Here is a 23,890-nt window from a genome sequence, read left to right on the forward strand (position 1 = left end):
TCTCTGCCATCAACGGCTCCACCGAGCCCGGAGGCCCCGATGACCCGCGACACCTCCCCCGAACTCAGCTACCTGAGCGGCTTCGGCAACGAATTCGCCAGCGAAGCCTTGCCCGGCGCGCTGCCGGTCGGGCAGAACTCGCCACAGAAAGCACCCTATGGGCTGTACGCCGAGTTGCTGTCAGGCACCGCCTTCACCATGGCGCGCAGCGAACTGCGCCGTACCTGGCTGTACCGTATCCGCCCCTCCGCGTTGCACCCGCGCTTCGAGCGCCTGGCGCGTCAGCCACTGGTCGGCCCGCTCGCTGCGGCGAACCCCAATCGCCTGCGCTGGAACCCGCAGCCAATCCCGTCCGAACCGACCGACTTCATCGAGGGCTGGTTGCCCATGGTGGCCAATGCGGCCGCTGACAAACCGGCCGGGGTGAGCATCTATATCTACCGCGCCAATCGCTCCATGGAGCGGGTGTTCTTCAACGCCGACGGCGAGTTGCTGCTGGTGCCACAGCAGGGGCGGCTGCGCATTGCCACCGAACTGGGCGTGTTGCAGGTCGAGCCGCTGGAGATCGCGGTGATTCCACGTGGCATGAAGTTCCGTGTCGAGCTGCCTGACGGCCAGGCGCGCGGCTATATCGCCGAGAACCACGGCGCGCCATTGCGCCTCCCGGACCTGGGGCCGATCGGCAGCAACGGCCTGGCCAACCCGCGGGACTTCCTCACTCCCGTTGCGCATTACGAAGAAGCCCGTGGCCCGGTGCAGCTGGTGCAGAAGTTCCTCGGCGAGCACTGGGCCTGCCAACTGCAGCATTCGCCGCTGGATGTAGTGGCCTGGCACGGCAGCAACGTGCCGTACAAGTACGACCTGCGCCGCTTCAACACCCTCGGCACGGTCAGCTTCGACCACCCGGACCCGTCGATCTTCACCGTGCTGACCTCACCCACCAGCGTGCACGGCCTGGCCAACATGGACTTCGTGATCTTCCCGCCGCGCTGGATGGTGGCCGAGAACACCTTCCGCCCCCCATGGTTCCACCGCAACTTGATGAACGAGTTCATGGGTCTGATCGACGGCGCCTACGATGCCAAGGCCGAGGGCTTCCTGCCTGGTGGCGCGTCGCTGCACGGGGTGATGAGCGCCCACGGGCCGGACGCCGAAACCTGTGACAAGGCGATCACCGCCGAGCTGGCGCCACACAAGATCGACCACACCATGGCCTTCATGTTCGAGACCAGCCAGGTGCTGCGCCCGAGCGAGCAGGCCCTCGAGAGCCCGCAACTGCAGGCCGACTACGACAGTTGCTGGGCAACGCTGCCGAGCACCTTCAATCCGAACCGGAGATGACCGATGAACCAGACCGCCACTGCCCGTAGCTGGGTCGAACACGCCAACGGGCACCGCGATTTCCCGCTGCAGAACCTGCCGCTGGGCATCTTCAGTCGTCCGGGCCAGGCGCCGCGCTGCGGCGTGGCCATCGGCGACGCCATCCTCGACCTGGAAGCCGCGCTTGCCGCCGGTGTGTTCGAGGGGGCGGCCAAGGCTGCTGTCGAGGCCACTCGCGGCGGCGCCCTGAACGCCTTCTTCGCCCTCGGCCGTCCGGCCCGGGTGGCCCTGCGCGAGCGCTTGCTGGTTGTACTCGGCGAGCACAGCGAGCATCAGGCCGTGTTGCAAGCGGCACTGTATCCTGCTGGCGAATGCACCTTGCACCTGCCGGCCCGGGTCGGTGACTACACGGACTTCTACGTCGGTATCGAGCACGCCAAGAACGTCGGCAAGCTGTTCCGCCCTGACAATCCACTGCTGCCCAACTACAAGCACGTGCCGATCGGCTACCACGGCCGTGCCTCGACCTTGCGCCCGTCCGGCACCGACGTGCGCCGCCCCAAGGGCCAGACGCTCCCGGCCGGGCAGACCGAGCCGAGTTTCGGCCCATGCGCGCGGCTGGACTACGAACTCGAGTTGGGCATCTGGATCGGCCAGGGCAATGACATGGGGCAGCCGATCGCAATCGGTGATGCGGCCGAGCACGTGGCTGGCTTCTGCCTGCTCAACGACTGGTCGGCGCGCGATATCCAGGCCTGGGAGTACCAGCCGCTGGGGCCGTTCCTGTCCAAGAGCTTCATCACCAGCGTCTCGCCCTGGGTGGTGACCGCCGAGGCGCTGGAGCCGTTCCGCTGTGCGCAACCGGCACGTCCGGAAGGCGATCCGCAACCCCTGTCTTACCTGCTCGACCAGCGCGACCAGGCCGGCGGCGCCTTCGATATCGAACTGGAAGTGCTGTTGCTGACCGAGCGCATGCGTGACGAAGGCTTGCCGGCGCACCGCCTCACACTGAGCAACACCCGCAGCATGTACTGGACCGTGGCACAGATGGTCGCCCACCACAGTGTCAACGGCTGCCAGTTGCAAGCCGGTGACCTGTTCGGTTCGGGCACCTTGTCCGGGGCCGTGCCGGGCTCGTTCGGCAGCCTGCTGGAGATCACCGAAGGCGGCAAGCAACCGGTGCAACTGGCCAATGGTGAGGTGCGCAAGTTCCTCGAGGACGGCGACGAAATCATCCTGCGTGCGCGTTGCGTGCGCGATGGCGTGGCCAGCATCGGTTTCGGCGAATGCCGTGGCACGGTGGTCGGGGCCAACTGAGAGGGCAGGGCGATGGAGCTGTTCACCTACTTCCGTTCCACCTCTTCTTACCGGGTGCGCATCGCCTTGGCGCTCAAGGGCCTGGATTATCAGGCCCGGCCAGTCAACCTGCTCAAGGGCGAGCACCGTGCTGCGGATTACCTGGCGCTCAACCCCCAGGGGCGGGTACCGGCCCTGCGCACGGACAGCGGCGAATTGCTGGTGCAGTCACCAGCGATCATCGAATACCTGGAAGAGCGCTTCCCGGGCACGCCGCTGTTGCCCCAGGGCGAGCAGGCCCGCGCGCGGGTGCGCGGCGTTGCGGCGATCATCGGTTGCGACGTGCACCCATTGCACAACGTCAGCGTGCTCAACCAGTTGCGCCAACTGGGGCACGATGAAACCCAGGTCAATCAGTGGATCGCCCACTGGATCGGCCAGGGGCTGGCGGCGGTGGAGCAACTGATCGGCGATCAGGGCTTCTGCTTTGGCGATACGCCGGGGTTGGCGGATGTGTACCTGCTGCCGCAGGTGTACGCGGCCGAGCGGTTCAATGTGGACCTGGAGGGTTACCCGCGCATTCGCCGGGTCGCCGCCCTGGCTGGGGAGCATCCAGCCTTCGTCAAGGCACACCCGGCGAACCAGCCGGATACGCCCTGACCACCGGGCCGGCATTGCCCCCGCACCTCTACAACAAAAACAACCAGGTACCTTGCGATGCACAACCAGATAGCCAGCTTTCGCGCGGCCCTCGATGGGCGTCCTGTGTCCTCCTACCAGTGGCGCCTGCTGGCGCTGCTGATCCTGTTGCTGGTGACCGACGGCTATGACGCCCAGGTGCTGGGCTACGTGATTCCGGCCCTGGCCCAGGACTGGGGCCTGGAGAAGGCAGCGTTCGGGCCGGTGTTCAGCGCCAACCTGCTGGGGCTGACACTGGGCTCGCTGGCCGTCACCCCGTTGGCCGATCGCTTCGGCGTGCGCAGGGTGCTGCTCTGGTGCGTACTGCTGTACGCGAGCCTGACCCTGCTGATGGTGTTTTCCACATCGCTGAACAGCCTGATGCTGGCGCGCTTTCTGTGCGGGATCGGCATGGGCGGGGCGATGCCCAGTGCGATGGCGCTGATGGCCGATTATGCACCGCCGCGCCTGCGCACCTTGATGGTGACCCTCGCGGCCTGCGGCTTCTCCCTCGGCGGCGCGGCGGGGGGCTTCGTCGCGGCAGGCTTCATCGACAGGTTCGGCTGGGAGGCGGTGTTTCTTGCCGGTGGCGTGGCGCCGCTGCTGCTGTTCCCCTTCCTGATGATGTTCCTGCCCGAGTCCTTGCCGCGCCTGTTGCGCGATGCGCCTCCCTACGCCCGTCTGCAACGCCTGGCTGCGCGCATGCTACCCGGCTGGCAAGTACCTGCGGCACAGGGTGCGGTGGATGAACCGGCGGCAGACAAACTGACCGTGTTGGGCTTGTTCCGCGATGGCTTCGCCCGGCCGACGCTGCTCATCTGGGGCACCTTCTTCGTCAGCCTGATCCTGCTCTACTTCATGATCAGCTGGTTGCCGTCGCTGTTGCTGGAGAGCGGGCTGGCGCTCAAGCATGCCAACCTGGTGACCTCGCTGTTCCTGTTCGCCGGGACCTTCGGCGCGATATGCCTGGCCTGGTGCGCCGATCGCATGGTCAACAAGGTCAGGCTGCTGGCGGCGGTCCTGTTGGGCGCTGGGGTCTTCAGCGTGCTGGTCGGGCTGAACCACGCCGATCCGCGCTGGTTGGTGCCGAGCGTGTTCGCTGCAGGCTTCTGCATCATTGGCGGGCAACTGACGCTCAATGCCTTCGTCAGCAACTTCTACCCGGCTCAGGTTCGGGCGACCGGCACCGGCTGGGCGTTGGGCGTCGGGCGTTTCGGTTCGATCCTCGGGCCGTTGTTCGGCAGCCTGCTGCTGGCCATGCACATGCCGGTGGAGTGGATTTTCTTCTTCTGCGCGATTCCGGCAGTCATCGCGGCGCTGCTGATCAGCCAGGTGCGTGCGCCGGGCAAGCAGGCCGATACGCAGGCGGCCAAGGTCGATGCGCTAGTGGATTGAACGGTTTGTCGAAGGCAACTGGGCGAGGCGCTCGCCCAGCTTGAGGCGCTGCACCGGATCGTCGCTCAACAGCAATGCGTGCTCCAGGTCGAAGCGCTCGGCCTGGGGGCAGTCCAGGTGCTGGTAGAGGGTGGCGCGGGCCAGATAGTCGGCGACCTGCACTGGCCCTAGTTGCATCACCCGTTCAGCGTCGATCAGCGCAGCCAGGTCGTTGTCGTTGCTACTGTGCAGCTGGCGCAGGTTGCGCGACAGGCGCTGTAGCATCTGCATCGGGCTGGCGCTATGCAGGTGTTCGGCGGTCAGGGTCATGTGCGGGCCGTACTGGCGGTTGAGTAGTTCGCGGCAATCCGCGGGGTACAGGCGTCGACCGCCGCAGGGGTCGAGCAGATGATCGGCGCCGGGCACGCGCAACAGGAAATGGCCAGGAAAGTTCACCCCCTCCAGTGGGATAGACAGGCGCTGCGCCATCTCCAACGCCAGGATCGCCAGCAGCAACGGCTGGCCTCGACGGCGTTGCAGCACCTTGTCCATCAATGCTGCTTGCGGACGTAGCGGGTGGTATTCGTCCTGCTGGAAGCCCAGGGCATTGAGCTGGCGCAGCAATGGCTGGGCGAGTTCGCCGACGGGAAGCATCGGCAGGCGCGCGTTGATTTCTCGATGCAGGTCGTGCAACTGCGCAAGGTTGGCGGCGGGATCGACCTCGCGGTCATGCTCGGCGGCGATCCAGAGGGTGGCTTCCAGCAGGGCGACCGGGGTGCGGTCGAGGCAGGCCAGGCAGGCTTTACGTGGGTTCATCGGACTTCTCCACACACACTAGATTTTTAGCTCCGGTGCACCGATTCGTCCAGTGGTCCGCCCAGGCCCTGGACCGTCGCGGGCTGCCTATACTGATGGGAGCACCTTGTGGGGAGCCCGTCGATGTTCGCGCTCATGCAAAGCACCCGTACCCAGTCCCTGCACCTGTGGAACGACCCTGCCACCGGCTTGAAAGCCGTGGTGGCGATTCATAGCGAGCATCTGGGGCCAGCCATGGGGGGCTGTCGCTACCTGCCGTACGCCGACGATGAAAGTGCGATGACCGATGCCATCCACCTGGCCCAGGGCATGAGCTACAAGGCGGCCCTGGCCGGGCTGGCGCTGGGCGGCGGCAAGGCGGTGATCGTGCGCAACCCTCATGTGGAAAACCGCGCAGCGCTGTTCGAGGCGTTCGGGCGTTTCGTCGACAGCCTGCAAGGGCGCTTCATCACCGCCGTGGACAGCGGCACCTCGACGCTGGACATGGACTGCATCGCCCAGTCCACTCCTCATGTCACCAGCACCACGGCCTCGGGCGACCCTTCACCGCACGCGGCCATGGGCGTGTTCGCCGGCATTCGCGCCACCTCGATGGCACGGCTGGGCAGCGATAATCTCGAGGGGTTGCGCGTGGCGGTGCAAGGGCTGGGCAATGTGGGCTATGCACTGGCCGAGCAGTTGCGTGCGGCAGGGGCAGAGTTATTGGTCAGTGACCTCGACCCCGGGCGGGTGAGGCTGGCGGTGGAGCAGTTCGGGGCGCATCCGGTGACCAACGATGCGCTGATCAGCACGCCCTGCGATATCTTCGCGCCATGCGGGGTAGGGCCTGTGCTCAATGGCCAGAGCGTGATGACGTTGCGTTGCGCGGCGGTGGCCGGCGCCGCCAATCATCAGTTGACCACCTTGCAGGTGGCCGACCAGCTCGAGAGCCGCGGGATTCTGTACGCCCCGGACTACGTGATCAATGCCGGTGGGCTGATCTATGTGGCGCTGACCCACCGAGGCGCTGACCTGAGCACCATTACCGCGCATCTGGCGCGCATCCCCACGCGCTTGACCGAGGTGTTCGCCCATGCCCAGGCCGAGAAACGCTCGCCTGCGCGCGTGGCGCAGATGCTGGCGGAGCGGCTGTTGTACGGTTGAGCGGACAGCGCCAGCATCCACGCCGCCGTGTACAGTCGGCGCAGATGCTGCTGCAGGAGCCTTACTCGGCTGCCTCGCCTTCGAGCAGCTCGGCCAGCGCATCGGGCTGGCTCTTGAATGCCCGGGCGAACACGTCGCGGTTCTTGGCCATGTAGATGCCCGCTTCCTCGACCTGCTGCTCGCTCAGCGACGGCACGGCCTTGTGCAGTACTTCGGCCAGCCGTTCGGCCAGCTCGAGCATCTTGTCGTGACGGTCTGCTTCGGCCTTATCCATGAACAAGCGCTCCGGGTCGCGGCTGCTGCGGTACACCACTTCGACGGCCATTCATCACCTCTGTGCCTTTTGTGTATGTGAGTTGGATAACAACTGTATCTTTATACAGTGTCGAGCATAGCGGATTCTTTGGCAATCGGATAGTGGCGTTCTGATTTACCCGGATGCACGCGGCGAAGCATAGTTCATAGGTGCCTTGCGGCAATCGGTCACCTTCCAAGTACGGGGCCTGGCCCTTTAACTGCATGTCAAAAGCGTCACATCGGTGGCGCATCATCCTTCATGTCGTATCGAGGAATCCTGCATCGTGAAATCCAAATGGCCAGAAAAGCTGCGCAAGGGCCTGCATGCGCCCGCCGACGCACTGGGAAATCTGTTCGTCGAATCGTTCCACTACCTGGCCCTGTTCGGCATCGGTGCGATCACGGCCTATGCCGCCGTGGCGACCTTCATCGAGATGCTCGAGAAGGGCGGCATCAGTGTCGATGACATTCTGCTGCTGTTCATCTACCTCGAGCTGGGGGCCATGGTGGGGATCTACTTCAAGACCAACCACATGCCCATCCGCTTCCTGCTGTATGTGGCGATCACCGCACTCACACGCCTGCTGATCGGCGATGTCTCGCACCACAAGGCGCCGGACGTGGGGTTGCTGTACGTGTGTGGCGGCATCCTGCTGCTGGCCTTCGCGATCCTGGTGGTGCGTTTTGCCTCGTACCGCTATCCGTCGACGCGGGTGATCGATGCCAGCGGCAAGGATATGGATGACGGCAAGGTCTGATCCATCCGGCAGCGACTTGGGCAAGCTGGACGGCTGGGTGATGGGAAATACTTACTGCGCGGGCGCCTTGCTCAATGGCAGCGCCTACACTCTGGCGCCCGCACTCTGAAGTGCTGACGTCGTGGTTGCAGCATCGCTACGACCTGCCGATTCGCTCTATCGAGCGACCCCCGCACCCCGCCAGACCTGATCCCGTCCTGCACTGTCGGTCATCCCCGCCAGCACTTGCAGGGCATCTTCCCCTTGTTCGATGGCCAGCCCCAGGCGAATGCTGTCCACCACCCGGCGCAGGCGCGTCGGGTCATTGCGTTGGGCGGCGCTGATCAGTCGCTTGGCGACCACGCCGGTATCGTTGGAGAGGGTCAGCATGATGCTGCCGTCGAGCCGCTCGATGCTCAGGTTGACCCGATAGTACGGGGCGAAGGCGTCGCTGATGAGGTCGAAGGGATTAGTCATGGGCTGGCATCTGCAAAGAATGTTCACCGATTGACCGGGAGACAGTAGGGATGGTTCAGCGACGTTGATCAATTGATGCCGTGTGTGGCTGGTGCCGGCCTGGAACCCTGGAAACGAAAACGCCCGGTGCCAGGCACCGGGCGTCTGTGTGTCACCGATCACTCTTCTTCGGTTTGCTGCACCACGCTGCGCTTGCTGCGCAACTTGCCGTAGAAATGTTCCAGCGCGTTGTTCAGCTTGCTGGCCGCACCGTCGATCGCGTGGTCCAGCGAGGTGGCGGTATGGCTGACGGAAATCGGTTGATGACCTTTGGGGCGAGCCTCCATCTGGCAGCGTTTGTCATGCGGGCCGGGCTTGTCGCCGTTCTCGTCACGCAAGTGGACCTCGATGCGGGTAAGGTCGTCCTCGTAGCGCTGCAGCGTGCTTTCCAGCGTACTGCGGACCCATTCGTTCAGACGGCTGCTGCTGTCGATATGGTTGCTGCTGTTGACCTGGATTTGCATGATTCAATCCTTATTCAGCTTGCTCGCATGGAGGCGTGCCTAGGCCCTTGAGGCCCTTGGGGAAAGCATCGCCTCTTGACTCTAAGGTCAGGGATTGGCGCGCCGAATTCAAGCCCCTTTTCCGATAAATTTTTTGTAGCAATTCGCAGGGTTAACACTGTTGATGCAGGAGCGACTGTCTGGTTCAAAATCTAAAGGCCAGCCCAATCTCCCTGTGGCAGCGGCGGTTCGCCGCTGCGACTTGCCCGCGAACACGGGCGTAGCCCGTGCCTGACAGCGCGGTGTCTTTTTCGCGGGCAAGCCCGCTCCTACACAGGTACCGCACTGGTACTGAGGACCGTGCCATCGTCAGAACGCGACCGAAGTCTGCACATATAGCGTGCGCGGCTCGCCCACGTACTTGCCCTTGTTGTTGTCGTCGAACGAACGGGTGTAGTACTCGCGGTTGAACAGGTTCTTCACCCCCACCGCCACCTTCAGGTTCGACAACTGCGGCCCGAAGTCGTACCCGGCGCGAGTGCTGACCAGCATGTAGCCCGGTATCCGTCCGGTGCTGCCATCGGCGCTTTCGCTGGCGGTGTTGGCGTTGTCGGCGTACTGGCTGCTCTGGAAGCTGCCATCCAGGTTCAACTGCCATGGCCCCTCGGTGTAGCCGAGCCCCAGCGTGCCCTTGTGGCGCGAGGAGAACGGCACCTGATTGCCCTTGTTCGGGCCGTCCTCGCGGATGGTGGCGTCGACGAAGGCGTAGCTGGCGTGCACATCGAAGCCGGCCAGCGCCGGGCTCAGTCCGTCGAGGGCATAGCGCACGCTGGTCTCAATGCCCTGGTGGCGGGTTTCGCCGCGGGCGATCACCGAGTCGTTGGTCTGGTTGCTCTCGTATTGGTTGTCGAAGTTGATCAGGAAGGCGCCGATCTCTGCCTGCAAGTCGCCGCTGTCGTAGCGGGTGCCGACTTCCCAGGTGCGCGCCTTTTCCGGCTTCACTTCGCCGCTGCTGACACGGTTGGGCATCTGGCTGTACTGCACGCTGCCGAACGAGCCTTCGGTGTTGGCGTAGAGGTTCCAGGTGTCGGTCAGGTGGTACATCACGTTCAGTGCCGGCAATGCGGTGTTGTAGCTGCCCTGGTAACGCTGGTTGCTGAGCTTGTTGCTCTGCTCGGAGTCGATCATCTCGTAGCGGATGCCGGGGGTGATGGTCCAGCGGCCGATGTCGATGCGGTCGTCCAGGTAGATCGCGTGGGCTTCGGTGGCGCCACGGGTGTCGCGGTCGTTGCGGCTGGCGGTGGTCGGCAGGTTGCCGGTCACAGGTTCACGGAAGCGCAGTTCGTGGCCGGCTTCGTTGATGTAGCGGTAGCCCACGCCCAGTTCGTGCCAGCTGTCGCCCAGTGCAACACCTTGCGAGAAGCGGGTCTCGATGCCACGTACCCAGTACTCGCGTGGCGACAGCGAGACGAAGCTGCCCTGGTCGAGGTAGCCGCTGCGCAAGGTCTTGGTGAAGAAGCTGTTGACGCTGAACTGGCGGTCGTCCTGCTTGTAGTCGTAGCCGAAGTTGACCAGGGTGCGACGGCCCCAGAACTTGTCCTTCAGGCGGGTCGACTGGTACGGGTCTTCATCGAACGCCGCCTTGCTCAGGCCGCCGGGCATGTCGGCCTCGCCCTCGTAGTACTGAGCCATGGCGTGCAGGCTGTTGGCCTCGTCCAGTTGCAGCTTGCCTTTGAGAATGAGGTCGTCGATCTGTGTGTCGCTGTGTTCGCGCCAGTCGCCGCCGCGGGTGCCGGAGTAGAGCAGGGCGCCACCCAGGCCGTTGTCGTTGGTGCCACCGACCAGCAGGTTGGCGCTGTTCTTGACGCCGTCGTGGCTGGACGAGGGGCTGATCTGGTTCTGCATGGCGGCCTTGAAGGTCGCCTCTTCGGGGATGGCACGGGTGACGAAGTTGACGATACCGCCGACGTTCTGCGGGCCGTAACGCACTGCGCCGCCGCCGCGCACCACATCGACCGCATCCATGTTGCCCAGGCTCAGCGGGGCCAGCGACAGCTGTGGCTGGCCGTAGGGGGCGAAGGGGACCGGGATGCCGTCCATCAGCACCGTGGAACGCGAGGCCAGGCGCGGGTTGAGGCCACGGATGCCGAAGTTCAGTGCCAGGTCGTGGCTGCCGGTGCCGTTGTTTTCCGGGGCATTGACGCCGGGGATGCGGTTGAGCACCTCACGGGCGTTGTTGGCGCCACTGCGCTCGAACGCTTCGCGGCGGACCACGTCACGTGCGCCGGGGTGTTCGAAGACGTTGTCCTGGCGTGCCTCGGCCAGCCAGTCGCCAACCACGGTCGAGGCACCCAGCTCGATTGCCGCATCGCTGCCGGACGTGGCGAGCGGTTGCAGGCTGTAGGCATTGTCGGCCTCCTGGCGCGCCTGCAGGCCGCTGCCATGCAGCAATGCCTCCAACCCTTGCTGCACGCCGTACTGGCCTTCCAGGCCGGGGCTGCGCAAGCCTTGGGTGACACTGGAGCCGAACGAAATCAGCGCACCGCTTTCGCGGCCAAACTGGTTGAGGGCGTCTTCCAGGGTGCCGGGCGCGATGTGATAGGCGCGCGGTTCGGCAGCCTGGGCGAAGTTCAGGCTGGTGGCGAGCAGCAGGGCGATGGCGAGAGGCGTGGGGCGCAGGGGCATGGGGTTGGGTCCTGTCAGGAGGGTTCTGCCTGCTCTGTCACGCGAGGGAAGCGAAATGGCTCAGGTTGGAAGAAAAATAGTTGTCGGCACAGGCTCAAACCGCCTCGACCTTGACCCAGTACCGGGTGAACCGCCGCACCCGCACCGGCAGCGCCACCTCCAGCATCTCCAGGATCCGTTCGCTGTCATCCAGCGGGTACGACCCGGAAATCCGCAGCCCTGCGACCTGCTCGCTGCAGCCCAGCTGTCCGTGGCGATAACGTGACAGCTCGGCGAGAAACTCGCCCAGGCGCATCTGCGAGACCACCAGCATCCCATCGACCCAGGCGCCGATGTTGCGATCCAGCGCGCCGATACCTTCCCAGTGGCCCGCTGCCAGGCGGGCTTGCTGCCCCGCGAGCAGCACCTGGCCCTGTAGCCGAGCCATCCCGCTGAACACCGAGACCTGGCTGAACCCCTCGAACTGGCGCACGTTGAAGCGGCCGCTGTCGAGTTGCAGGCTGCCATCGTCGGTGCGCAACAGCAGCGGGCGGGTATCGCGGGCGACGTCTAGCGACAACTCACCGTCGAGCAGGTGCACGTAACGTTGCTGCCCATCGAACCGTACATCGGCGGCGCTGCGGGTGTTCAGTCGCAACAGGCTGCCGTCGTCCAGCGGCAGGCGTCGGCGCTGGCCCACTGGGCTGCGGTAGTCGGCCATCAGCCCCGGCAACGGATTGTGCGATTGCAATCCCAGCCCGGTGGCACTGGCCACGCCCGCCAGCAGCAACGCCTTGAGCGCGCGACGCCGGGCCGGGGAGGGTGGTGCCTGCAAGGTGGCGTGCACCACGGGCGAGCTCGCGCCACGCAGACGCTGGTTGACCTGCTGGATATGCGCCCAGGCGCGCTGGTGTTCGCCGTCCGCCTGCAACCAGTGTTCGAGTGCCTGCTGCTGGGCCGGATCGAAATCGGCCCCCTGGGATTCGATCAGCCAGTGCACCGCCTGCTCGGCGACCTGGGGCGAGATGCCTGCGCTCACAGGGCGAAATAACAGCGCAGGGCTGCCTTGTGCAGGTAGCGTTTGACCGTTGCCAGGGAAATACCCAGTTCACGGCCGATCTCGGCCTGGCCCAGGCCATCGACCTGGGCCAGCAGGAAGGCGCGTTTGACCAGCGGCGGCAGGCCATCGAGCAGGCGGTCGAGTTGGAGCAGGGTTTCGAAGATCAGCGCCTTTTCTTCCTCGCTTGGCGCCAGGCGCTCGGGCACCTGGGCCAGGGCTTCGAGGTAGGCGCGCTCCAGCTCCTGACGGCGGAAATGGTTGCACAGCACGCGCTTGGCGACGGTGGCGAGAAAGGCCCGGGGCTCGATCAACTGTGGGGTGTCGCGAGCCTGGAGCAGGCGCACGTAGGTGTCCTGGGCCAGGTCGGCGGCGCTCTGCGGGCAGCCCAGGCGACGGCGCAGCCAACCGGTCAGCCAGTTGTGGTGGGCGTGGTAGAGGCCTTCGACGGTGGAGGAGAGGGCACTGGACACCGAGGTGACTCCGGCGTCCGATGACGCGATTGGGAGTAAGAATTGTTCGCATTATATTCAGGGTGGTGTGGTGTCGCAATCCTGTTGGGCCGGGCACAGCTCATCCCCAATCTTTGCTTATGAGAATTGAAATCATTACTATTGCACCCCTCTCAACCTGTCCCCGGACCGTCGCCCCATGAAAAGCAAAGCCGCCGGCCTGCCCCTGAGCTACCGCCTGGCCGTGACCTCGCGCAGCCTGGCTGCCTTGCTGGGGGGCTACCTGCTGGCCTCGGCGGCCAGCGTCTGCGTCAGCCTGCTGATGCCCGGCGCCCAGGTCGATGCGGCACTGACCGGGATGATGCTGTCGTTCGTGTTCTATCTGCTCGCCTTCATCTGGTGCTTCGCCTGCCGCAGCGCATGGCGCGCCTGGCTGGGCGTCTTGCTGCCAAGCCTCGTGCTGGGCGCGATCGGCGGGCTGGCTTATTGGATGAAGAACCCATGAAAGAGGGCTTCCGCCAGGCCATGGCCTGGCTGCACACCTGGACCGGCCTGATCTTCGGCTGGCTGTTGTTCGCCATCTTCCTCACCGGCACGCTTGCCTACTTCAAGGAAGAGATCAACCACTGGAGCAAACCGGAGATCCACAGCCATCCGCTGAACCCGGCGGCCAGCCTGGAGATGGCGCAGCGCTACCTGCAAGCCAACGCCGCTGATTCCAGCACCTGGTTCATCCGCCTGCCCAGCGAGCGCGAGGCGGCGCTGAGCGTCGGCTATCGCGACCCCAACGCCGGTGGGCGACGCGGCTTCACCAGCAAGGAGCTGGACGCGGCCAGCGGCGAGATGGTCGAGGGCCGCGACAGCCGTGGCGGCGACTTTTTCTACCGTTTCCACTTCCAACTGGAGATGCCGCACCCCTGGGGGCGCTGGCTGTCGACCTTCTGTGCCTTCATCATGCTGCTGGGGCTGGTGACCGGGATCATCACCCACAAGAAGATCTTCAAGGAGTTCTTCACCTTCCGCCCCGGCAAGGGCCAGCGCTCCTGGCTCGATGGCCACAACGCCATCGGCGTGCTGGTGCTGCCCTTCCACCTGATGATCAGCTACAGCAGTCTGGTGATCTTCATGTACATGGTCATGCCTGCCGGGATCATGGCCAGCTATGGCAGCGCCAACGGTTACTTCAACGACCTGTTCGGCCGCGACGAAGTGCCGAAGGTGGCTGGTGTGGCCGCGCCGCTGGTCCCCCTGTCGAGCCTGTACGCCAAGGTCCAGGAGCAGGCGCCAGGCGCGCGCATGGGCTTCATCCAGGTACAGAACCCTGGCGACCAGAATGCCCGCGTCACCTTGAGCCGTGCCTCGGCCGACAGTGTCGCGTACAAGCGCAGCGCCAACTGGACCTTCGACGGTGCCACCGGTGCACTGCTCACCCAGGGTGCGCCGGAAAGCGCGGCGATGATGACCTCCTTCACCTTCGTCGGCCTGCACATGGGCAACTTCGCCGGGCCCTGGCTGCGCTGGTTGTACTTCGTCTTCGGGGTCGCCGGCACGGCGGTGATCGGCACTGGCCTTGTGATGTGGCTGGGCAAGCGTCAGCTCAAGCATGCCAAGAGCGAGCGCATGCCCGCGGAGCTGCGCCTGGTCGAGGTGCTCAACATCGCCAGCATGAGCGGCCTGCTGCTGGGCGTGGCGGCGTTCTTCTGGGCCAATCGCCTGCTGCCGGTCGGGCTGCAAGGGCGGGCCGACTGGGAGGTCAATGCGTTCTTTCTGGTCTGGGCACTGTCGCTGCTGCACGCCATGCTGCGTCCCGGGCGTCGCGCCTGGGGCGAGCAGTTGGCGCTGGGTGCCCTGGTGTTCGCTGCGTTGCCGTTGCTCAATGCCGTGACCACAGGCCAAGGCCTGGATCATTCGCTGATCGTCGGTGACTGGGCGATGGCTGGGTTCGATCTCACGGCCCTGGCCACCGGCCTGTTCCTCGGCTGGGCGGCCGGCAAGATGCTGCGCGCGCCCAAGCCGGTCGCCAAGCGCTCGGCCAAGGTCAAGGCCCGCACCGAAACCGTGGAGGCGAATTGATGCTGAGCCTGGCGCTGTTCACCTTCGCCGGCCTGGCTGCCCTGTGCCTGGCCATGGAAAAACACTTCACCGACCTGCTGGGCCGCAAGCCGCGGCAGGCCCAGTTGCGTGCCTTGCGCATCCTCGGCTGGCTGCTGCTGGTGCTGTCGGCGGTACTGGCCGTGCACTTGCGTGGCTGGGCGCTGGGGCTGGTGGAGTGGACGGCCGTGTTGATGGCCGGGCTGACCCTCTGGGTGTTCGGCCTGCCGTACCAGCCACGCCTGCTGCTGAGCCTGGCGGCGGCGAGCCTGGTGCTGGCGCCGGTCGTGGCGGTGTTTGGCGCGTGAGCGAGCCTGACCTCGACGAGGCCGGTGGCCGGGCGCGCTTCCTGCAGGTGTTCCTGGCCCAGCGCGGACGCATGGAGGCGCTGGTCAGCCGGCGCGTCGGCTGTCGTGCCACCGCCTCGGACCTGGTCCAGGAACTGTTCCTGCGCTTCTGGCGTCGGCCTGCGGTCAAGGTCGAGGCGCTCGACACCTACCTCTTGCGCTGCGCCGGCAACCTGGCGATCGATCACCTGCGCAGCGAGGGCAGTCGCGGTCGTGTCACCGAAGGGCTGTCGATCAGCGACGAGGCGCTGTCGGTCCAGGCGCCAGAGCAGGCGCTGGAGGTCGATCACGATCTACGGCGCATCGAGCAGGCGCTGCGCGCCTTGCCGGAACGTACGCGACAGATCTTCCTGCTCAACCGCATCCATGGCTGCAAGTACGGCGAGATCGCCAAGGCCATGCAGGTGTCCCAGAGTGCGGTGGAAAAGCATATGATGCGCGCCCTCGAAGCGTGCAAGGCGAGTGTCGCCGAGCCCGCTACCCCATTGCGCAGGCCAGGGAGCGACCGTCGATGAGCCAGCCCTATCCGATCACCGCCGAACAGTCGCGCATGGCCCTGGGCTGGCTGAGCCGCATCAACGAGCATCCTCCGGCAGCCGAAGGCGCCGAGTTCAAGCGCTGGTTGCTGGCCGATCCTGCGCACCGCGCCGCCTATGCCGAGGCCCAGGCCCTGTGGCAACTGAGCGAAGCGCCCGCCGCGCGGCTGGCCGAAGAGGAACACAAGGGCCTCGAGCACTACCTGCAGGCCATGCGTCGGCCGAAGGCCCGCTGGGGACGGCGTGGCGGGGCACTGGCGGCAGCGGCCTGCCTGGTGCTGACACTGGGCAGCCTGGCCGGTTGGCAGCCGCAATACTGGCTGCAGGACCTGCGTGCCGACTATCGCAGTGATGAGCATGTGCGCCAGGTCACCCTGGCCGACCAGTCACGCCTGACCCTGGATGCCAACAGCGCCGTGGTGGTGGATTTCGACCATGGCGAGCGGCGCGTACACCTGCTGCGTGGCGCGGCGTTCTTCGAGGTGACCCACACCGGTGCGCCGTTCCTGGTCGATGCGGCGGGCGGCGAAGTGCGGGTGCTGGGCACTCAGTTCGAGGTACGCGGGCAGGGCGACGGCGCCCAGATTACCGTGCGCAGTGGACGGGTGGCGGTGACACCGATTGCCGGTGCCGTGGCGCGTGAGCTGACCGCCAACCAGCAACTGACCTACGCCGAGGGCGTGGCGGGGGCGATCAGTGCCGTGGACAGTGACAGTCGCCTGGCCTGGCGCCAGGGCTGGCTGAACTATTACCAGGTGCCGCTGGCGCAGGTGGTCAAGGACCTGGAGCGGTATTACCCGGGGCGCATCCTGCTGCTCGACGATGCCTTGGCGCAGCGCAAGGTCAGCGGCAGTTTCCCGGTGGAGGAGCCCTTGCTGGCGCTGGCGTCGCTGGGCAAGGTCATGGGCTTCGTGCCGCAGACGCTGTTCGGGCGGGTGACGGTGGTGCGTTGAAGCCGACCCCATAACGGCAAAACCCCACCGGCACCCTGGTGCCTGTGGGGTTTTTCGCATATGCGAGGGCTTCAGTTCCCCGCTTTGATGCTGGTCCAGATCCGCGTGCGGATGCGGTCGATCTTCGCTGGCATCGCTTCCAGGGCAAACAGCTTGCCCATCACGTCCGGGCTCGGGTAGATCATGGTGTTCTGCTTGAGTGCCGGATCGACCAGGGCGTCTGCCTTGGCATTGCCGTTGGCGTACTGCACCGAATTGCTGATGTTGGCCATCACCTCAGGCTGCAGCAGGTAGTTCATGTAGGCGTAGCCGGCTTTCTCGTCCGGTGCATCGGCTGGCATGGCGACCATGTCGAACCACAGCGGCGCACCTTCCTTGGGAATCGAATAGCCCACCTTCACCCCGTTCTTCGCATCTTCGGCGCTGTTCTTGGCCTGCAGCACGTCGCCGGAGAAGCCGACCACCACGCAGATGTTGCCGTTGGCCAGGTCACCGGTGTACTTCGAAGAGTGGAAGTAGTTGATGTACGGACGCACCTTCATCAACAGTTCCTTGGCTTTCTCGTAATCCTCAGGCTTCTGGCTGTGCGGCGGCAGGCCCAGGTAGTTCAGGGCGATCGGCAGCAATTCCGGGCCGTTGTCGAGCATGGCCACGCCACAGCTCTTGAGCTTTTCCATGTTCTCGGGCTTGAACACCAGGTCCCAGGAATCGACCGGTGCCTTGTCGCCGAGCACGGCCTTGACCTTGTCGATGTTGTAGCCGATGCCGGTGCTGCCCCACAGGTACGGGAAGCCGTACTGGTTGCCCGGGTCGTTCACTTCCAGCGCCTTGAGCAGCACCGGGTTGAGGTTCTGCCAGTTCGGCAGCTGGCTCTTGTCGAGCTTCTTCAGGGCCTTGCCCTGGATCTGCCGGGCCATGAAGTGGTTGGAGGGGAAGACCACGTCGTAACCGGAGTTGCCGGTCATCAGCTTGCCGTCGAGGGTCTCGTTGCTGTCGTAGACATCGTAGGTGGGCACGATGCCGGTGGCTTTCTGGAAGTTCTGCAGCGTGTCCGGGGCGACGTAGCTGGACCAGTTGTAGATCTTCACCGAGTCGGCGGCGCTGACGACGCCAGCAGCCAGCATCAGGGGGGCGAGGAGGAGTTTGCGCATGTCCGGTTTACCTTGCTTTGTCTGTTGTTATCGAAGAACGGCAGGCGATCAGCGGATCAGAAAATCAGTACGTAGGTCTTGCGCACGGTTTCCTGGATATCCCAGATCCCGGTGCTGTTGGCCGGTAGCATCAGTGCGTCTCCGGCTTCTATGACCAGGGGCTCGCCACCGTCGGGGGTGAAGGTGCAGCGGCCCTTGATGAAATGGCAGAACTCCTGTTGCACGATCTGCCGGCGCCAGCGCCCGGGGGTGCATTCCCAGATACCGGTTTCGACGCCATCGTTGCGTTCGACGCAGGTGACCGAGGTCACTGCGACGGGTTCTCCGAGGGGGACGGCGACCGGGTTGGAGGTTTCCAGCGCGGCGCTGTCGGTGTGCTTGAACTGGGTGATGCTCATGACTGCAGGATCTCTTGTGGTAGTGGGTGCAACTCAGTGCATGAAACCTTCCATGAACCCGGCCAGGCCGCTGGCCAGGCGTCGCCGCCAGGCCGGGCTGGCCGGGTTGGCGAGGGTGCGGTCCTCGTGGACGAAACTCTGGATGATCGCGTTGTAGCCTAGCCAGCGGCAGGGCTCGGGCGGCCAACTGGCGAGGCTCGACAGCGGGCGGTTGTCGTGGACCCAAGGCTGGGCGGTCAGCTCGTTGTGCTGGCCGAGAATCAGTGCCGCGAGCGTGCGCCCGCCCAGGTTGGTGGCGCCGACACCTTCGCCGCCATAGCCACCCGAGAGCGCCAGGCCGCGTTGGCGGTCGCACAGCATGTGCGGGCGGAAGCGCCGCGCCATGCCCAGGTTGCCACCCCAGGAGTGGGTGATGCGCACGTTCTTCAGGTGCGGGAACAGTTCGCCGAACAGATAGCGGCGCAGCTCGATCTCGGCGTCGCTGAGGCTGAAGTCCTCGCGCAGGCGGCCACCGAAGCGATACCCGCCGCGGGCGCCGAACACCAGGCGGTTGTCGGTGGTGCGCTGACCATAGGTGACCTGGCGGCTGCCTTCGCTGAAGGCCTGGCCCTGGCTCAGGCCGATCTGCTCCCAGGCCGATTCCGGCAGCGGCTCGGTCGCCACCAGCAGGCTCTGCACGGGCAGTTGATGGCGATCCAGCGGCGGCAGGCTGGCGGCGTAGCCTTCGACCGCCGGCACGACCCATTGGCAACGGACCTTGGCCTGGGCAGTGCGCACCTCACCGGTCTGCCAGTCGCTGGCCGGGGTGTTTTCGTAGATGGGTACGCCCATGCCCTCGACCACCCGTGCCAGGCCGCGCACCAGCTTGGCAGGCTGGATGGTGGCGACGTGGGGGCTGAAGATCGCGCCGTAGGCATTGCTGACCCGCAGTTGGCCGGCCAGTTGTTCGGGCTTGAGCCAGCGATAGTCGTCCTCGTTCATGCCCTGGCGGTACAGGTCGTCGAGGTAGGCGCGCAGGCTGCGCTCCTGCTCGGGGTAGCGGGCGGCGCAGTAGATGACGCCACCCTTGCGGTAGTCGCAGTCGATGCCTTCGCGCTGCAGCACGCCGTGCACTTCGTCGGGGATGGCGTGCAGCAGGTCGACGCTGGCGCGGCGCTGCTGTGGGGAAAGGGCGGCCAGCAGGCGGTCTTCGCCCAGCAGGTTGCCCATCAGCCAGCCGCCATTGCGCCCGGAGGCACCGAAGCCTGCGGTGTTGGCCTCGAGGATGGCGATGCGCAGGTGCGGGGCCTGGCGCTTGAGGTAGTAGGCCGTCCACAGGCCGGTGTAGCCGGCACCGATGATGCACACGTCGACATCCAGGTCCTGCTGCAGCGACGGGCGGGCGTCGAGCGGCTCGTCGAGCTGGTCCATCCAGAGGCTGATCGTGCGCCAGGCTTGCATCAGGTACTGCTCCCACTTCCGTTCAAGGTTCTGGGAGCGATGCTAGTAGGGCGGGCGCTTCGCTGTCTTACGTGCGTGCACGCAGAGAAATCTGCTTCACGTAGGCCTTGGGCGAGAGCCCGGTGTGTTCGCGAAAGCACTTGTAGAAGGCCGACAGCGAATTGAAGCCGGCGGCAAAGGCCAGTTCGTCGATCGGCGCCCTGCAGCCCGCGTCATCGAGCCCGGCGAGCAGGTGCTGCAGGCGGGCCTGGTTGACGTAGCGGTAGAAGCTCTGGCCGAGCACCTGGTTGAGCAGGTAGGAGATCTGGTTGCGGCTGTAGCCGCTCTCCTGTGCGACCTGTTGCAGGTCCAGCTCAGGGTCCAGGTAGGGGCGCTGGGCCTGGAAGTAATGTTCCAGGTCCTGGGCCATGGTGCTCAGTTGCCGTGGCGACAGGCCCAGGCGGCTGGTCGCGGGACGCGGCCCGGAGGCGCTTGCGCCCTTGCCGTCGCGGCGGATCAGCGTGCCGTATTCGTTGACCCGCCAGATCAGGTTGTCCTTGACCGTGATCGCCTCGCTGGACTGGAAGGCCACCAGGCCTTCACCGCCCTGGACCGTCACCTGGTACTGGATGAAGGCTGTGCAACCGTCGACCCGGATGCGGTCGCTGTGGACGATGTCTTCCCCGGCTTCGTGCGGCAACGAGACGCGCACGTATTCGCGCAGCTCGTCGAAGCCGAGTACGCGGTTCTGGAAAAAGTCGTGGTACTGGATCTCTGGGTGATACAGCGCCATGACCCCATCCAGGTCGCGATGCTTCCAGCACAAGTGGTAGCGCATGACGACTTCCGCAGTGAGCGGTGTCTGGGCGGGGCCGTCTGGAAGGAGAGTGGCGGTCATGGGCCGATAATGCATCGGGCCGCTCCGGGCGACAAGGGCGCACGGCCTGGCCTGAGAAGCCACAGGGCTGCGGGGACTGCATAACGCCCAGTTCGAATGGGTGGGTTCGGGCGATTCGCACGATCCTAGGAAGTGGTTTTCAGCTAAGTGATTGATTTAGTTGGATGTCATTTTTTGTCACAACTGGCACGCGCGCTGCACTGATCCAGTGGCAAACAAAAAGGAAGTTTTGCTCACCCTCATAAGGCGCGAATCATGATTACCACTGCCGATCTGCCAACCGTTGTTTCCGAGGCCCCGAACCGCTCGGGCGTATCCTGGGCCGCCATCTTCGCCGGTGCCGCTGCTGCGGCGGCGTTGTCGTTGATCCTCGTGATACTGGGCGCGGGCCTGGGCTTTGCCGCCTCATCTCCCTGGGCCAACGAAGGCGCCAGCGCCAAGGCACTGGGGATATCCACCATCGTCTGGCTGCTGATTACCCAGATCCTCGCCTCCGGGCTGGGCGGGTACATGGCGGGTCGGCTGCGGGTGAAGTGGGCCAACCTGCATGGTGACGAGGTGTATTTCCGCGATACCGCCCATGGCTTCCTGTCCTGGGCCATCGCGACCCTGGTCACTGCGTTGCTGGTCGTGTCCTCGGCTGGCGGACTCGCCAGTGCCGGTGCCTCGGCAGGCGCTGCTGCCGCGTCGGGCGCTGTCGCCAGCGTTTCCATGGCGGATGACAAGAGCAAGCCGTCAGGCGCCGCCGACCCCATGGGTTACTACGTCGATCGTCTGTTCCGTGGCGATGGTCCGGTCGCGGTGAGCGAGGATGCGGCCAATGGCGTGGCCAGCCGAATCCTGGTCCGTGGCCTGGCTGCTGACGGCGGGATGGCTGCCGAGGATCGCACCTACCTGGCCCAGTTGGTGGCCCAGCGTACCCGACTGACTCAAACCGAAGCCCAGGCGCGGGTCGAGCAAGTCTATGAAGAGGCGCGTCAGGATGCTGCGCAAGCCAAGCAGGCGGCCCAGGAAGCTGCCGACACTGCGGCGAAGGTCGCGGCCTGGACCGCCATCTGGACCTTCATCGCCTTGCTGTGCGGCGCGTTCTTCGCCAGCTTCGCAGCCCTGTTCGGTGGCCGCCTGCGTGACGGTGCCCGGTGGATCGAGCAAGACCATCGTGCGCTGCATGCTTCGACCACTGTTGTCCGCTAATTCGAATTCACGACTGGAGGAACCATCATGCGCTCGATACTGCTCTGGATGCTTGGGGTGCCAATCCCGGTGATCATTCTGATCGCGATCTTCATGCACTGATAAAAAAAGGGCCGCTAATGCGGCCCTTCTTGCAACTGCTGTCCTACGGTAGCGGCTTCATGCCGCTTACAGGAACTGCTCCGCATAGTGGCAGGCCACCTGCCGCGTTCCGACCTGCCTGAACGCTGGAATCTCCTTGCCGCAACGCTCCGTGGCATAGGGGCAGCGCTTGTGGAAGGCGCAGCCGTCTGGCGGGTTCAGCGGGTTGGGCAGCTCGCCGGCGATACGGATCTTCGGTTTGAGCGGATCCGGGTGAATGGCCGGAGTCGCCGAGAGCAGTGCCTGGGTGTAGGGATGCAGGGGCTTCTCGTAGATATCTTCCTTGGGCCCCATTTCCGCCGGACGGCCCAGGTACATCACCAGCACCTGGTCAGCGACATGCCGCACCACCGCGAGGTTGTGCGAGATGAACACGTAGGCGGTGTTGAACTCTTTCTGCAGGTCCATGAACAGGTTCAGCACCTGGGCCTGGATCGACACATCGAGCGCCGAGGTGGGTTCGTCCGCGACCAGCACCTTGGGCTGCAGCATCATCGCCCGAGCCAGGGCGATACGCTGGCGCTGACCGCCGGAGAACATGTGCGGGTAGCGCTGGTAGTGCTCAGGGCGCAGGCCGACCTGCTGCATCATCTTCTGCACCTTGTCGCGGCGCTCGGTCTTGCTCAGCGACGTGTTGATCAACAAGGGCTCGGCCAACTGATCGCCGATCTTCTGCCGCGGATTGAGCGAGGCATAGGGGCTCTGGAAGACCATCTGCACGTCACGGCGCAACTGCTTGCGCTGGGCTTTGTCGGCGCCTTTGACCTCGGTGCCGGCAATCTGCAGCGAGCCCGAAGAGGGCTCTTCGATCAAGGTCAGGGCACGGGCCAGGGTGGACTTGCCACAGCCGGATTCGCCGACCACGGCCAGGGTCTTGCCGGCCTCCAGTTCGAACGACACGCCATTGAGCGCGCGCACCAGTGCATGGCCCTTGAACAGGCCGCGGGAGACTTCGTAGTGACGGGTCAGTTCACGGGCGGACAGAACGACAGTCATCACGCCACCTCCTGGTTCAACGGGTAGAAGCAGCGCACCAGGCTGTGGGCCTGGGGATCGAGGGCCGGACGCTGTGCCCGGCAGTTGTCACGTACATAAGGGCAGCGAGGTGACAGCAGGCAACCCTGGGGGCGGTCATAGCGCCCGGGCACGATGCCAGGCAGGGTGGCCAGCCGTTCGGCGCCGATGCTGTGCTCGGGGATCGCTGCCAGCAGCGCTTCGCTGTAAGGGTGTGCGGGGATGTCGAACAGCTCCGGCACCTGGCCCACTTCCACTGCCTGCCCTGCATACATCACGCACACACGCCTGGCGGTTTCGGCAACCACGGCCAGGTCGTGGGTGATCAGGATGAGCGCCATGTTGCGCTCCTTCTGCAGGTTGACCAGCAGTTCCATGATCTGTGCCTGGATGGTCACATCGAGGGCGGTGGTCGGTTCGTCGGCGATCAGCAGCTTGGGTTCGCCAGCAATCGCCATGGCGATCGCGACGCGCTGGCTCATGCCGCCGGAGAGCTGGTGCGGGTAGGCGTCCAGGCGGCTTTCGGCGGCCGGGATCTCGACTTTCTTGAGCAGCTCCAACGCGCGCTGGCGTGCAGCCTTGCCCTTCAGACCGAGGTGTTGGCGCAGCACTTCCTCGATCTGGTAGCCCACGGTGTAGCTGGGATTGAGTGCGGTCATCGGGTCCTGGAAGACCATGGCGATGTCCTTGCCCACCACCTTGCGGCGCTGACGACCGCTGAGCTTGAGCATGTCGATGCCGTCGAAGGTGAGGCTGTCGGCGGTGATGCGCCCAGGGGCGTCGATCAGCCCCATCAGGGCCATCATGGTCACCGACTTGCCGGAGCCGGACTCGCCGACGATGGCGAGGATCTCGCCGGCGTCCACCGACAGGTCGAGGCCGTCCACCACGGGGACGGCGTTGGCGTCGCCGAAGCGCACGTTCAGGTTGTTGATCTGCAACAGTGACATGGCGC

The 23,890-nt window shown here is 65.2% G+C and carries 25 protein-coding genes; 12 read left to right on the plus strand and 13 right to left on the minus strand.

Annotated elements, in window-relative coordinates:
• The first annotated feature begins 39 nt into the window (after positions 1-39).
• From hmgA to ACPZMI_RS16425, 4 genes are read left to right on the plus strand one after another with little or no spacing between them, the layout of a single operon-like run.
• Positions 40-1,341, plus strand: coding sequence for a homogentisate 1,2-dioxygenase (gene hmgA / locus ACPZMI_RS16410; RefSeq protein ID WP_426352671.1), 1,302 nt, complete (start codon positions 40-42; stop codon positions 1,339-1,341).
• Positions 1,342-1,344: 3 nt separating this feature from the next.
• On the plus strand, positions 1,345-2,637 hold the full coding sequence (gene fahA, locus ACPZMI_RS16415) for a fumarylacetoacetase (protein WP_186667744.1): 1,293 nt from the start codon (positions 1,345-1,347) through the stop codon (positions 2,635-2,637).
• A gap of 12 nt (positions 2,638-2,649) precedes the next feature.
• A complete protein-coding gene (gene maiA, locus ACPZMI_RS16420; protein ID WP_186667746.1) occupies positions 2,650-3,276 on the plus strand; it encodes a maleylacetoacetate isomerase in 627 nt (208 codons plus the stop codon).
• Positions 3,277-3,333: 57 nt separating this feature from the next.
• Entirely contained in the window at positions 3,334-4,689 is a 1,356-nt protein-coding gene (locus ACPZMI_RS16425) for an MFS transporter (protein WP_426352672.1), read from the plus strand.
• On the opposite strand, the gene ACPZMI_RS16430 is transcribed toward ACPZMI_RS16425, so the two are convergent.
• Entirely contained in the window at positions 4,678-5,484 is an 807-nt protein-coding gene (locus ACPZMI_RS16430; protein WP_186710692.1) for a SirB1 family protein, read from the minus strand. The two genes, ACPZMI_RS16425 and ACPZMI_RS16430, sit on opposite strands and share 12 nt — an antisense overlap.
• A gap of 123 nt (positions 5,485-5,607) precedes the next feature.
• Here ACPZMI_RS16430 and ACPZMI_RS16435 point away from each other — a divergent pair, with 123 nt between their 5' ends.
• Positions 5,608-6,627: a Glu/Leu/Phe/Val dehydrogenase family protein gene (locus ACPZMI_RS16435; protein WP_186667752.1), complete on the plus strand. Its 1,020-nt coding sequence runs from the start codon at positions 5,608-5,610 to the stop codon at positions 6,625-6,627.
• Between the two features lie 61 nt (positions 6,628-6,688).
• Here the strand turns inward: ACPZMI_RS16435 and ACPZMI_RS16440 are convergent, their stop codons facing one another.
• Positions 6,689-6,952, minus strand: a complete 264-nt coding sequence (locus tag ACPZMI_RS16440; RefSeq protein ID WP_186667754.1) for a YebG family protein — start codon at positions 6,950-6,952, stop codon at positions 6,689-6,691.
• Between the two features lie 256 nt (positions 6,953-7,208).
• Here ACPZMI_RS16440 and ACPZMI_RS16445 point away from each other — a divergent pair, with 256 nt between their 5' ends.
• Entirely contained in the window at positions 7,209-7,682 is a 474-nt protein-coding gene (locus tag ACPZMI_RS16445; RefSeq protein WP_186667756.1) for a phosphate-starvation-inducible protein PsiE, read from the plus strand.
• 156 nt (positions 7,683-7,838) lie between these two features.
• Here the strand turns inward: ACPZMI_RS16445 and ACPZMI_RS16450 are convergent, their stop codons facing one another.
• From ACPZMI_RS16450 to ACPZMI_RS16470, 5 genes are all read right to left on the minus strand, one after another.
• Positions 7,839-8,138: a DUF3509 domain-containing protein gene (locus ACPZMI_RS16450; protein ID WP_186667758.1), complete on the minus strand. Its 300-nt coding sequence runs from the start codon at positions 8,136-8,138 to the stop codon at positions 7,839-7,841.
• Positions 8,139-8,296: 158 nt separating this feature from the next.
• Positions 8,297-8,641: an HPF/RaiA family ribosome-associated protein gene (locus ACPZMI_RS16455; RefSeq protein ID WP_186667761.1), complete on the minus strand. Its 345-nt coding sequence runs from the start codon at positions 8,639-8,641 to the stop codon at positions 8,297-8,299.
• Between the two features lie 348 nt (positions 8,642-8,989).
• Entirely contained in the window at positions 8,990-11,305 is a 2,316-nt protein-coding gene (gene fecA / locus ACPZMI_RS16460) for a TonB-dependent Fe(3+) dicitrate receptor FecA (RefSeq protein ID WP_186667763.1), read from the minus strand.
• A 94-nt stretch (positions 11,306-11,399) separates the two neighbouring features.
• Positions 11,400-12,323, minus strand: a complete 924-nt coding sequence (locus tag ACPZMI_RS16465) for a FecR domain-containing protein (protein ID WP_426352673.1) — start codon at positions 12,321-12,323, stop codon at positions 11,400-11,402.
• Positions 12,320-12,814: a sigma-70 family RNA polymerase sigma factor gene (locus ACPZMI_RS16470; RefSeq protein ID WP_186721645.1), complete on the minus strand. Its 495-nt coding sequence runs from the start codon at positions 12,812-12,814 to the stop codon at positions 12,320-12,322. The genes ACPZMI_RS16465 and ACPZMI_RS16470 overlap by 4 nt, the downstream gene beginning before the upstream one ends.
• A gap of 178 nt (positions 12,815-12,992) precedes the next feature.
• Here ACPZMI_RS16470 and ACPZMI_RS16475 point away from each other — a divergent pair, with 178 nt between their 5' ends.
• Genes ACPZMI_RS16475 through ACPZMI_RS16495 form a run of 5 tightly spaced genes read left to right on the plus strand, consistent with a single transcriptional unit; the run spans position 12,993 to position 16,720 of the window.
• Complete coding sequence (locus ACPZMI_RS16475) at positions 12,993-13,298, plus strand: DUF3649 domain-containing protein (protein WP_186667768.1); 306 nt, start codon at positions 12,993-12,995, stop codon at positions 13,296-13,298.
• Positions 13,295-14,866, plus strand: a complete 1,572-nt coding sequence (locus tag ACPZMI_RS16480) for a PepSY-associated TM helix domain-containing protein (protein ID WP_426352674.1) — start codon at positions 13,295-13,297, stop codon at positions 14,864-14,866. The genes ACPZMI_RS16475 and ACPZMI_RS16480 overlap by 4 nt, the downstream gene beginning before the upstream one ends.
• A complete protein-coding gene (locus tag ACPZMI_RS16485) occupies positions 14,866-15,192 on the plus strand; it encodes a DUF3325 domain-containing protein (RefSeq protein ID WP_426352675.1) in 327 nt (108 codons plus the stop codon). Before ACPZMI_RS16480 ends, ACPZMI_RS16485 begins: the two co-directional genes overlap by 1 nt.
• A complete protein-coding gene (locus ACPZMI_RS16490; RefSeq protein WP_186710706.1) occupies positions 15,189-15,746 on the plus strand; it encodes a sigma-70 family RNA polymerase sigma factor in 558 nt (185 codons plus the stop codon). The genes ACPZMI_RS16485 and ACPZMI_RS16490 overlap by 4 nt, the downstream gene beginning before the upstream one ends.
• A complete protein-coding gene (locus ACPZMI_RS16495; RefSeq protein WP_426352676.1) occupies positions 15,743-16,720 on the plus strand; it encodes a FecR family protein in 978 nt (325 codons plus the stop codon). The genes ACPZMI_RS16490 and ACPZMI_RS16495 overlap by 4 nt, the downstream gene beginning before the upstream one ends.
• A gap of 71 nt (positions 16,721-16,791) precedes the next feature.
• On the opposite strand, the gene ACPZMI_RS16500 is transcribed toward ACPZMI_RS16495, so the two are convergent.
• The 4 genes from ACPZMI_RS16500 to ACPZMI_RS16515 all read right to left on the minus strand — a co-directional run bounded on the left by ACPZMI_RS16500 (position 16,792) and on the right by ACPZMI_RS16515 (position 20,601).
• A complete protein-coding gene (locus ACPZMI_RS16500; RefSeq protein WP_426352677.1) occupies positions 16,792-17,871 on the minus strand; it encodes a polyamine ABC transporter substrate-binding protein in 1,080 nt (359 codons plus the stop codon).
• A gap of 56 nt (positions 17,872-17,927) precedes the next feature.
• Positions 17,928-18,269: a cupin domain-containing protein gene (locus ACPZMI_RS16505; protein WP_054893487.1), complete on the minus strand. Its 342-nt coding sequence runs from the start codon at positions 18,267-18,269 to the stop codon at positions 17,928-17,930.
• Between the two features lie 33 nt (positions 18,270-18,302).
• The gene (locus tag ACPZMI_RS16510; RefSeq protein ID WP_186667780.1) at positions 18,303-19,709 is read right to left on the minus strand and encodes an NAD(P)/FAD-dependent oxidoreductase; all 1,407 of its coding nucleotides are present in this window, start codon (positions 19,707-19,709) and stop codon (positions 18,303-18,305) included.
• A 67-nt stretch (positions 19,710-19,776) separates the two neighbouring features.
• Complete coding sequence (locus ACPZMI_RS16515; protein ID WP_186667782.1) at positions 19,777-20,601, minus strand: AraC family transcriptional regulator; 825 nt, start codon at positions 20,599-20,601, stop codon at positions 19,777-19,779.
• 240 nt (positions 20,602-20,841) lie between these two features.
• Here ACPZMI_RS16515 and ACPZMI_RS16520 point away from each other — a divergent pair, with 240 nt between their 5' ends.
• Positions 20,842-21,780, plus strand: a complete 939-nt coding sequence (locus ACPZMI_RS16520) for a hypothetical protein (protein WP_186667784.1) — start codon at positions 20,842-20,844, stop codon at positions 21,778-21,780.
• A 168-nt stretch (positions 21,781-21,948) separates the two neighbouring features.
• Here the strand turns inward: ACPZMI_RS16520 and ACPZMI_RS16525 are convergent, their stop codons facing one another.
• Positions 21,949-22,917, minus strand: coding sequence for a peptide ABC transporter ATP-binding protein (locus ACPZMI_RS16525; RefSeq protein ID WP_426352678.1), 969 nt, complete (start codon positions 22,915-22,917; stop codon positions 21,949-21,951).
• Complete coding sequence (locus ACPZMI_RS16530) at positions 22,917-23,885, minus strand: ABC transporter ATP-binding protein (protein ID WP_186667788.1); 969 nt, start codon at positions 23,883-23,885, stop codon at positions 22,917-22,919. The genes ACPZMI_RS16525 and ACPZMI_RS16530 overlap by 1 nt, the downstream gene beginning before the upstream one ends.
• Between the last annotated feature and the right edge of the window lie 5 nt (positions 23,886-23,890).

The organism is Pseudomonas wayambapalatensis, assembly GCF_049942315.1.
GTDB classification, from domain to species: domain Bacteria; phylum Pseudomonadota; class Gammaproteobacteria; order Pseudomonadales; family Pseudomonadaceae; genus Aquipseudomonas; species Aquipseudomonas wayambapalatensis.

What these genes read in the sequence shown, in the direction of transcription:
- ACPZMI_RS16525 (WP_426352678.1), bottom strand. Translation starts at nt 22,917, where the DNA reads ATGACTGTCGTTCTGTCCGCCCGTGAACTGACCCGTCACTACGAAGTC.
- ACPZMI_RS16520 (WP_186667784.1), top strand. Translation starts at nt 20,842, where the DNA reads ATGATTACCACTGCCGATCTGCCAACCGTTGTTTCCGAGGCCCCGAAC.
- ACPZMI_RS16500 (WP_426352677.1), bottom strand. Translation starts at nt 17,871, where the DNA reads ATGCGCAAACTCCTCCTCGCCCCCCTGATGCTGGCTGCTGGCGTCGTC.
- ACPZMI_RS16480 (WP_426352674.1), top strand. Translation starts at nt 13,295, where the DNA reads ATGAAAGAGGGCTTCCGCCAGGCCATGGCCTGGCTGCACACCTGGACC.
- ACPZMI_RS16430 (WP_186710692.1), bottom strand. Translation starts at nt 5,484, where the DNA reads ATGAACCCACGTAAAGCCTGCCTGGCCTGCCTCGACCGCACCCCGGTC.
- ACPZMI_RS16440 (WP_186667754.1), bottom strand. Translation starts at nt 6,952, where the DNA reads ATGGCCGTCGAAGTGGTGTACCGCAGCAGCCGCGACCCGGAGCGCTTG.
- fecA (WP_186667763.1), bottom strand. Translation starts at nt 11,305, where the DNA reads ATGCCCCTGCGCCCCACGCCTCTCGCCATCGCCCTGCTGCTCGCCACC.
- ACPZMI_RS16455 (WP_186667761.1), bottom strand. Translation starts at nt 8,641, where the DNA reads ATGCAAATCCAGGTCAACAGCAGCAACCATATCGACAGCAGCAGCCGT.
- maiA (WP_186667746.1), top strand. Translation starts at nt 2,650, where the DNA reads ATGGAGCTGTTCACCTACTTCCGTTCCACCTCTTCTTACCGGGTGCGC.
- fahA (WP_186667744.1), top strand. Translation starts at nt 1,345, where the DNA reads ATGAACCAGACCGCCACTGCCCGTAGCTGGGTCGAACACGCCAACGGG.
- ACPZMI_RS16510 (WP_186667780.1), bottom strand. Translation starts at nt 19,709, where the DNA reads ATGCAAGCCTGGCGCACGATCAGCCTCTGGATGGACCAGCTCGACGAG.
- hmgA (WP_426352671.1), top strand. Translation starts at nt 40, where the DNA reads ATGACCCGCGACACCTCCCCCGAACTCAGCTACCTGAGCGGCTTCGGC.
- ACPZMI_RS16530 (WP_186667788.1), bottom strand. Translation starts at nt 23,885, where the DNA reads ATGTCACTGTTGCAGATCAACAACCTGAACGTGCGCTTCGGCGACGCC.
- ACPZMI_RS16475 (WP_186667768.1), top strand. Translation starts at nt 12,993, where the DNA reads ATGAAAAGCAAAGCCGCCGGCCTGCCCCTGAGCTACCGCCTGGCCGTG.
- ACPZMI_RS16450 (WP_186667758.1), bottom strand. Translation starts at nt 8,138, where the DNA reads ATGACTAATCCCTTCGACCTCATCAGCGACGCCTTCGCCCCGTACTAT.
- ACPZMI_RS16435 (WP_186667752.1), top strand. Translation starts at nt 5,608, where the DNA reads ATGTTCGCGCTCATGCAAAGCACCCGTACCCAGTCCCTGCACCTGTGG.
- ACPZMI_RS16495 (WP_426352676.1), top strand. Translation starts at nt 15,743, where the DNA reads ATGAGCCAGCCCTATCCGATCACCGCCGAACAGTCGCGCATGGCCCTG.
- ACPZMI_RS16505 (WP_054893487.1), bottom strand. Translation starts at nt 18,269, where the DNA reads ATGAGCATCACCCAGTTCAAGCACACCGACAGCGCCGCGCTGGAAACC.
- ACPZMI_RS16515 (WP_186667782.1), bottom strand. Translation starts at nt 20,601, where the DNA reads ATGCATTATCGGCCCATGACCGCCACTCTCCTTCCAGACGGCCCCGCC.
- ACPZMI_RS16485 (WP_426352675.1), top strand. Translation starts at nt 14,866, where the DNA reads ATGCTGAGCCTGGCGCTGTTCACCTTCGCCGGCCTGGCTGCCCTGTGC.
- ACPZMI_RS16425 (WP_426352672.1), top strand. Translation starts at nt 3,334, where the DNA reads ATGCACAACCAGATAGCCAGCTTTCGCGCGGCCCTCGATGGGCGTCCT.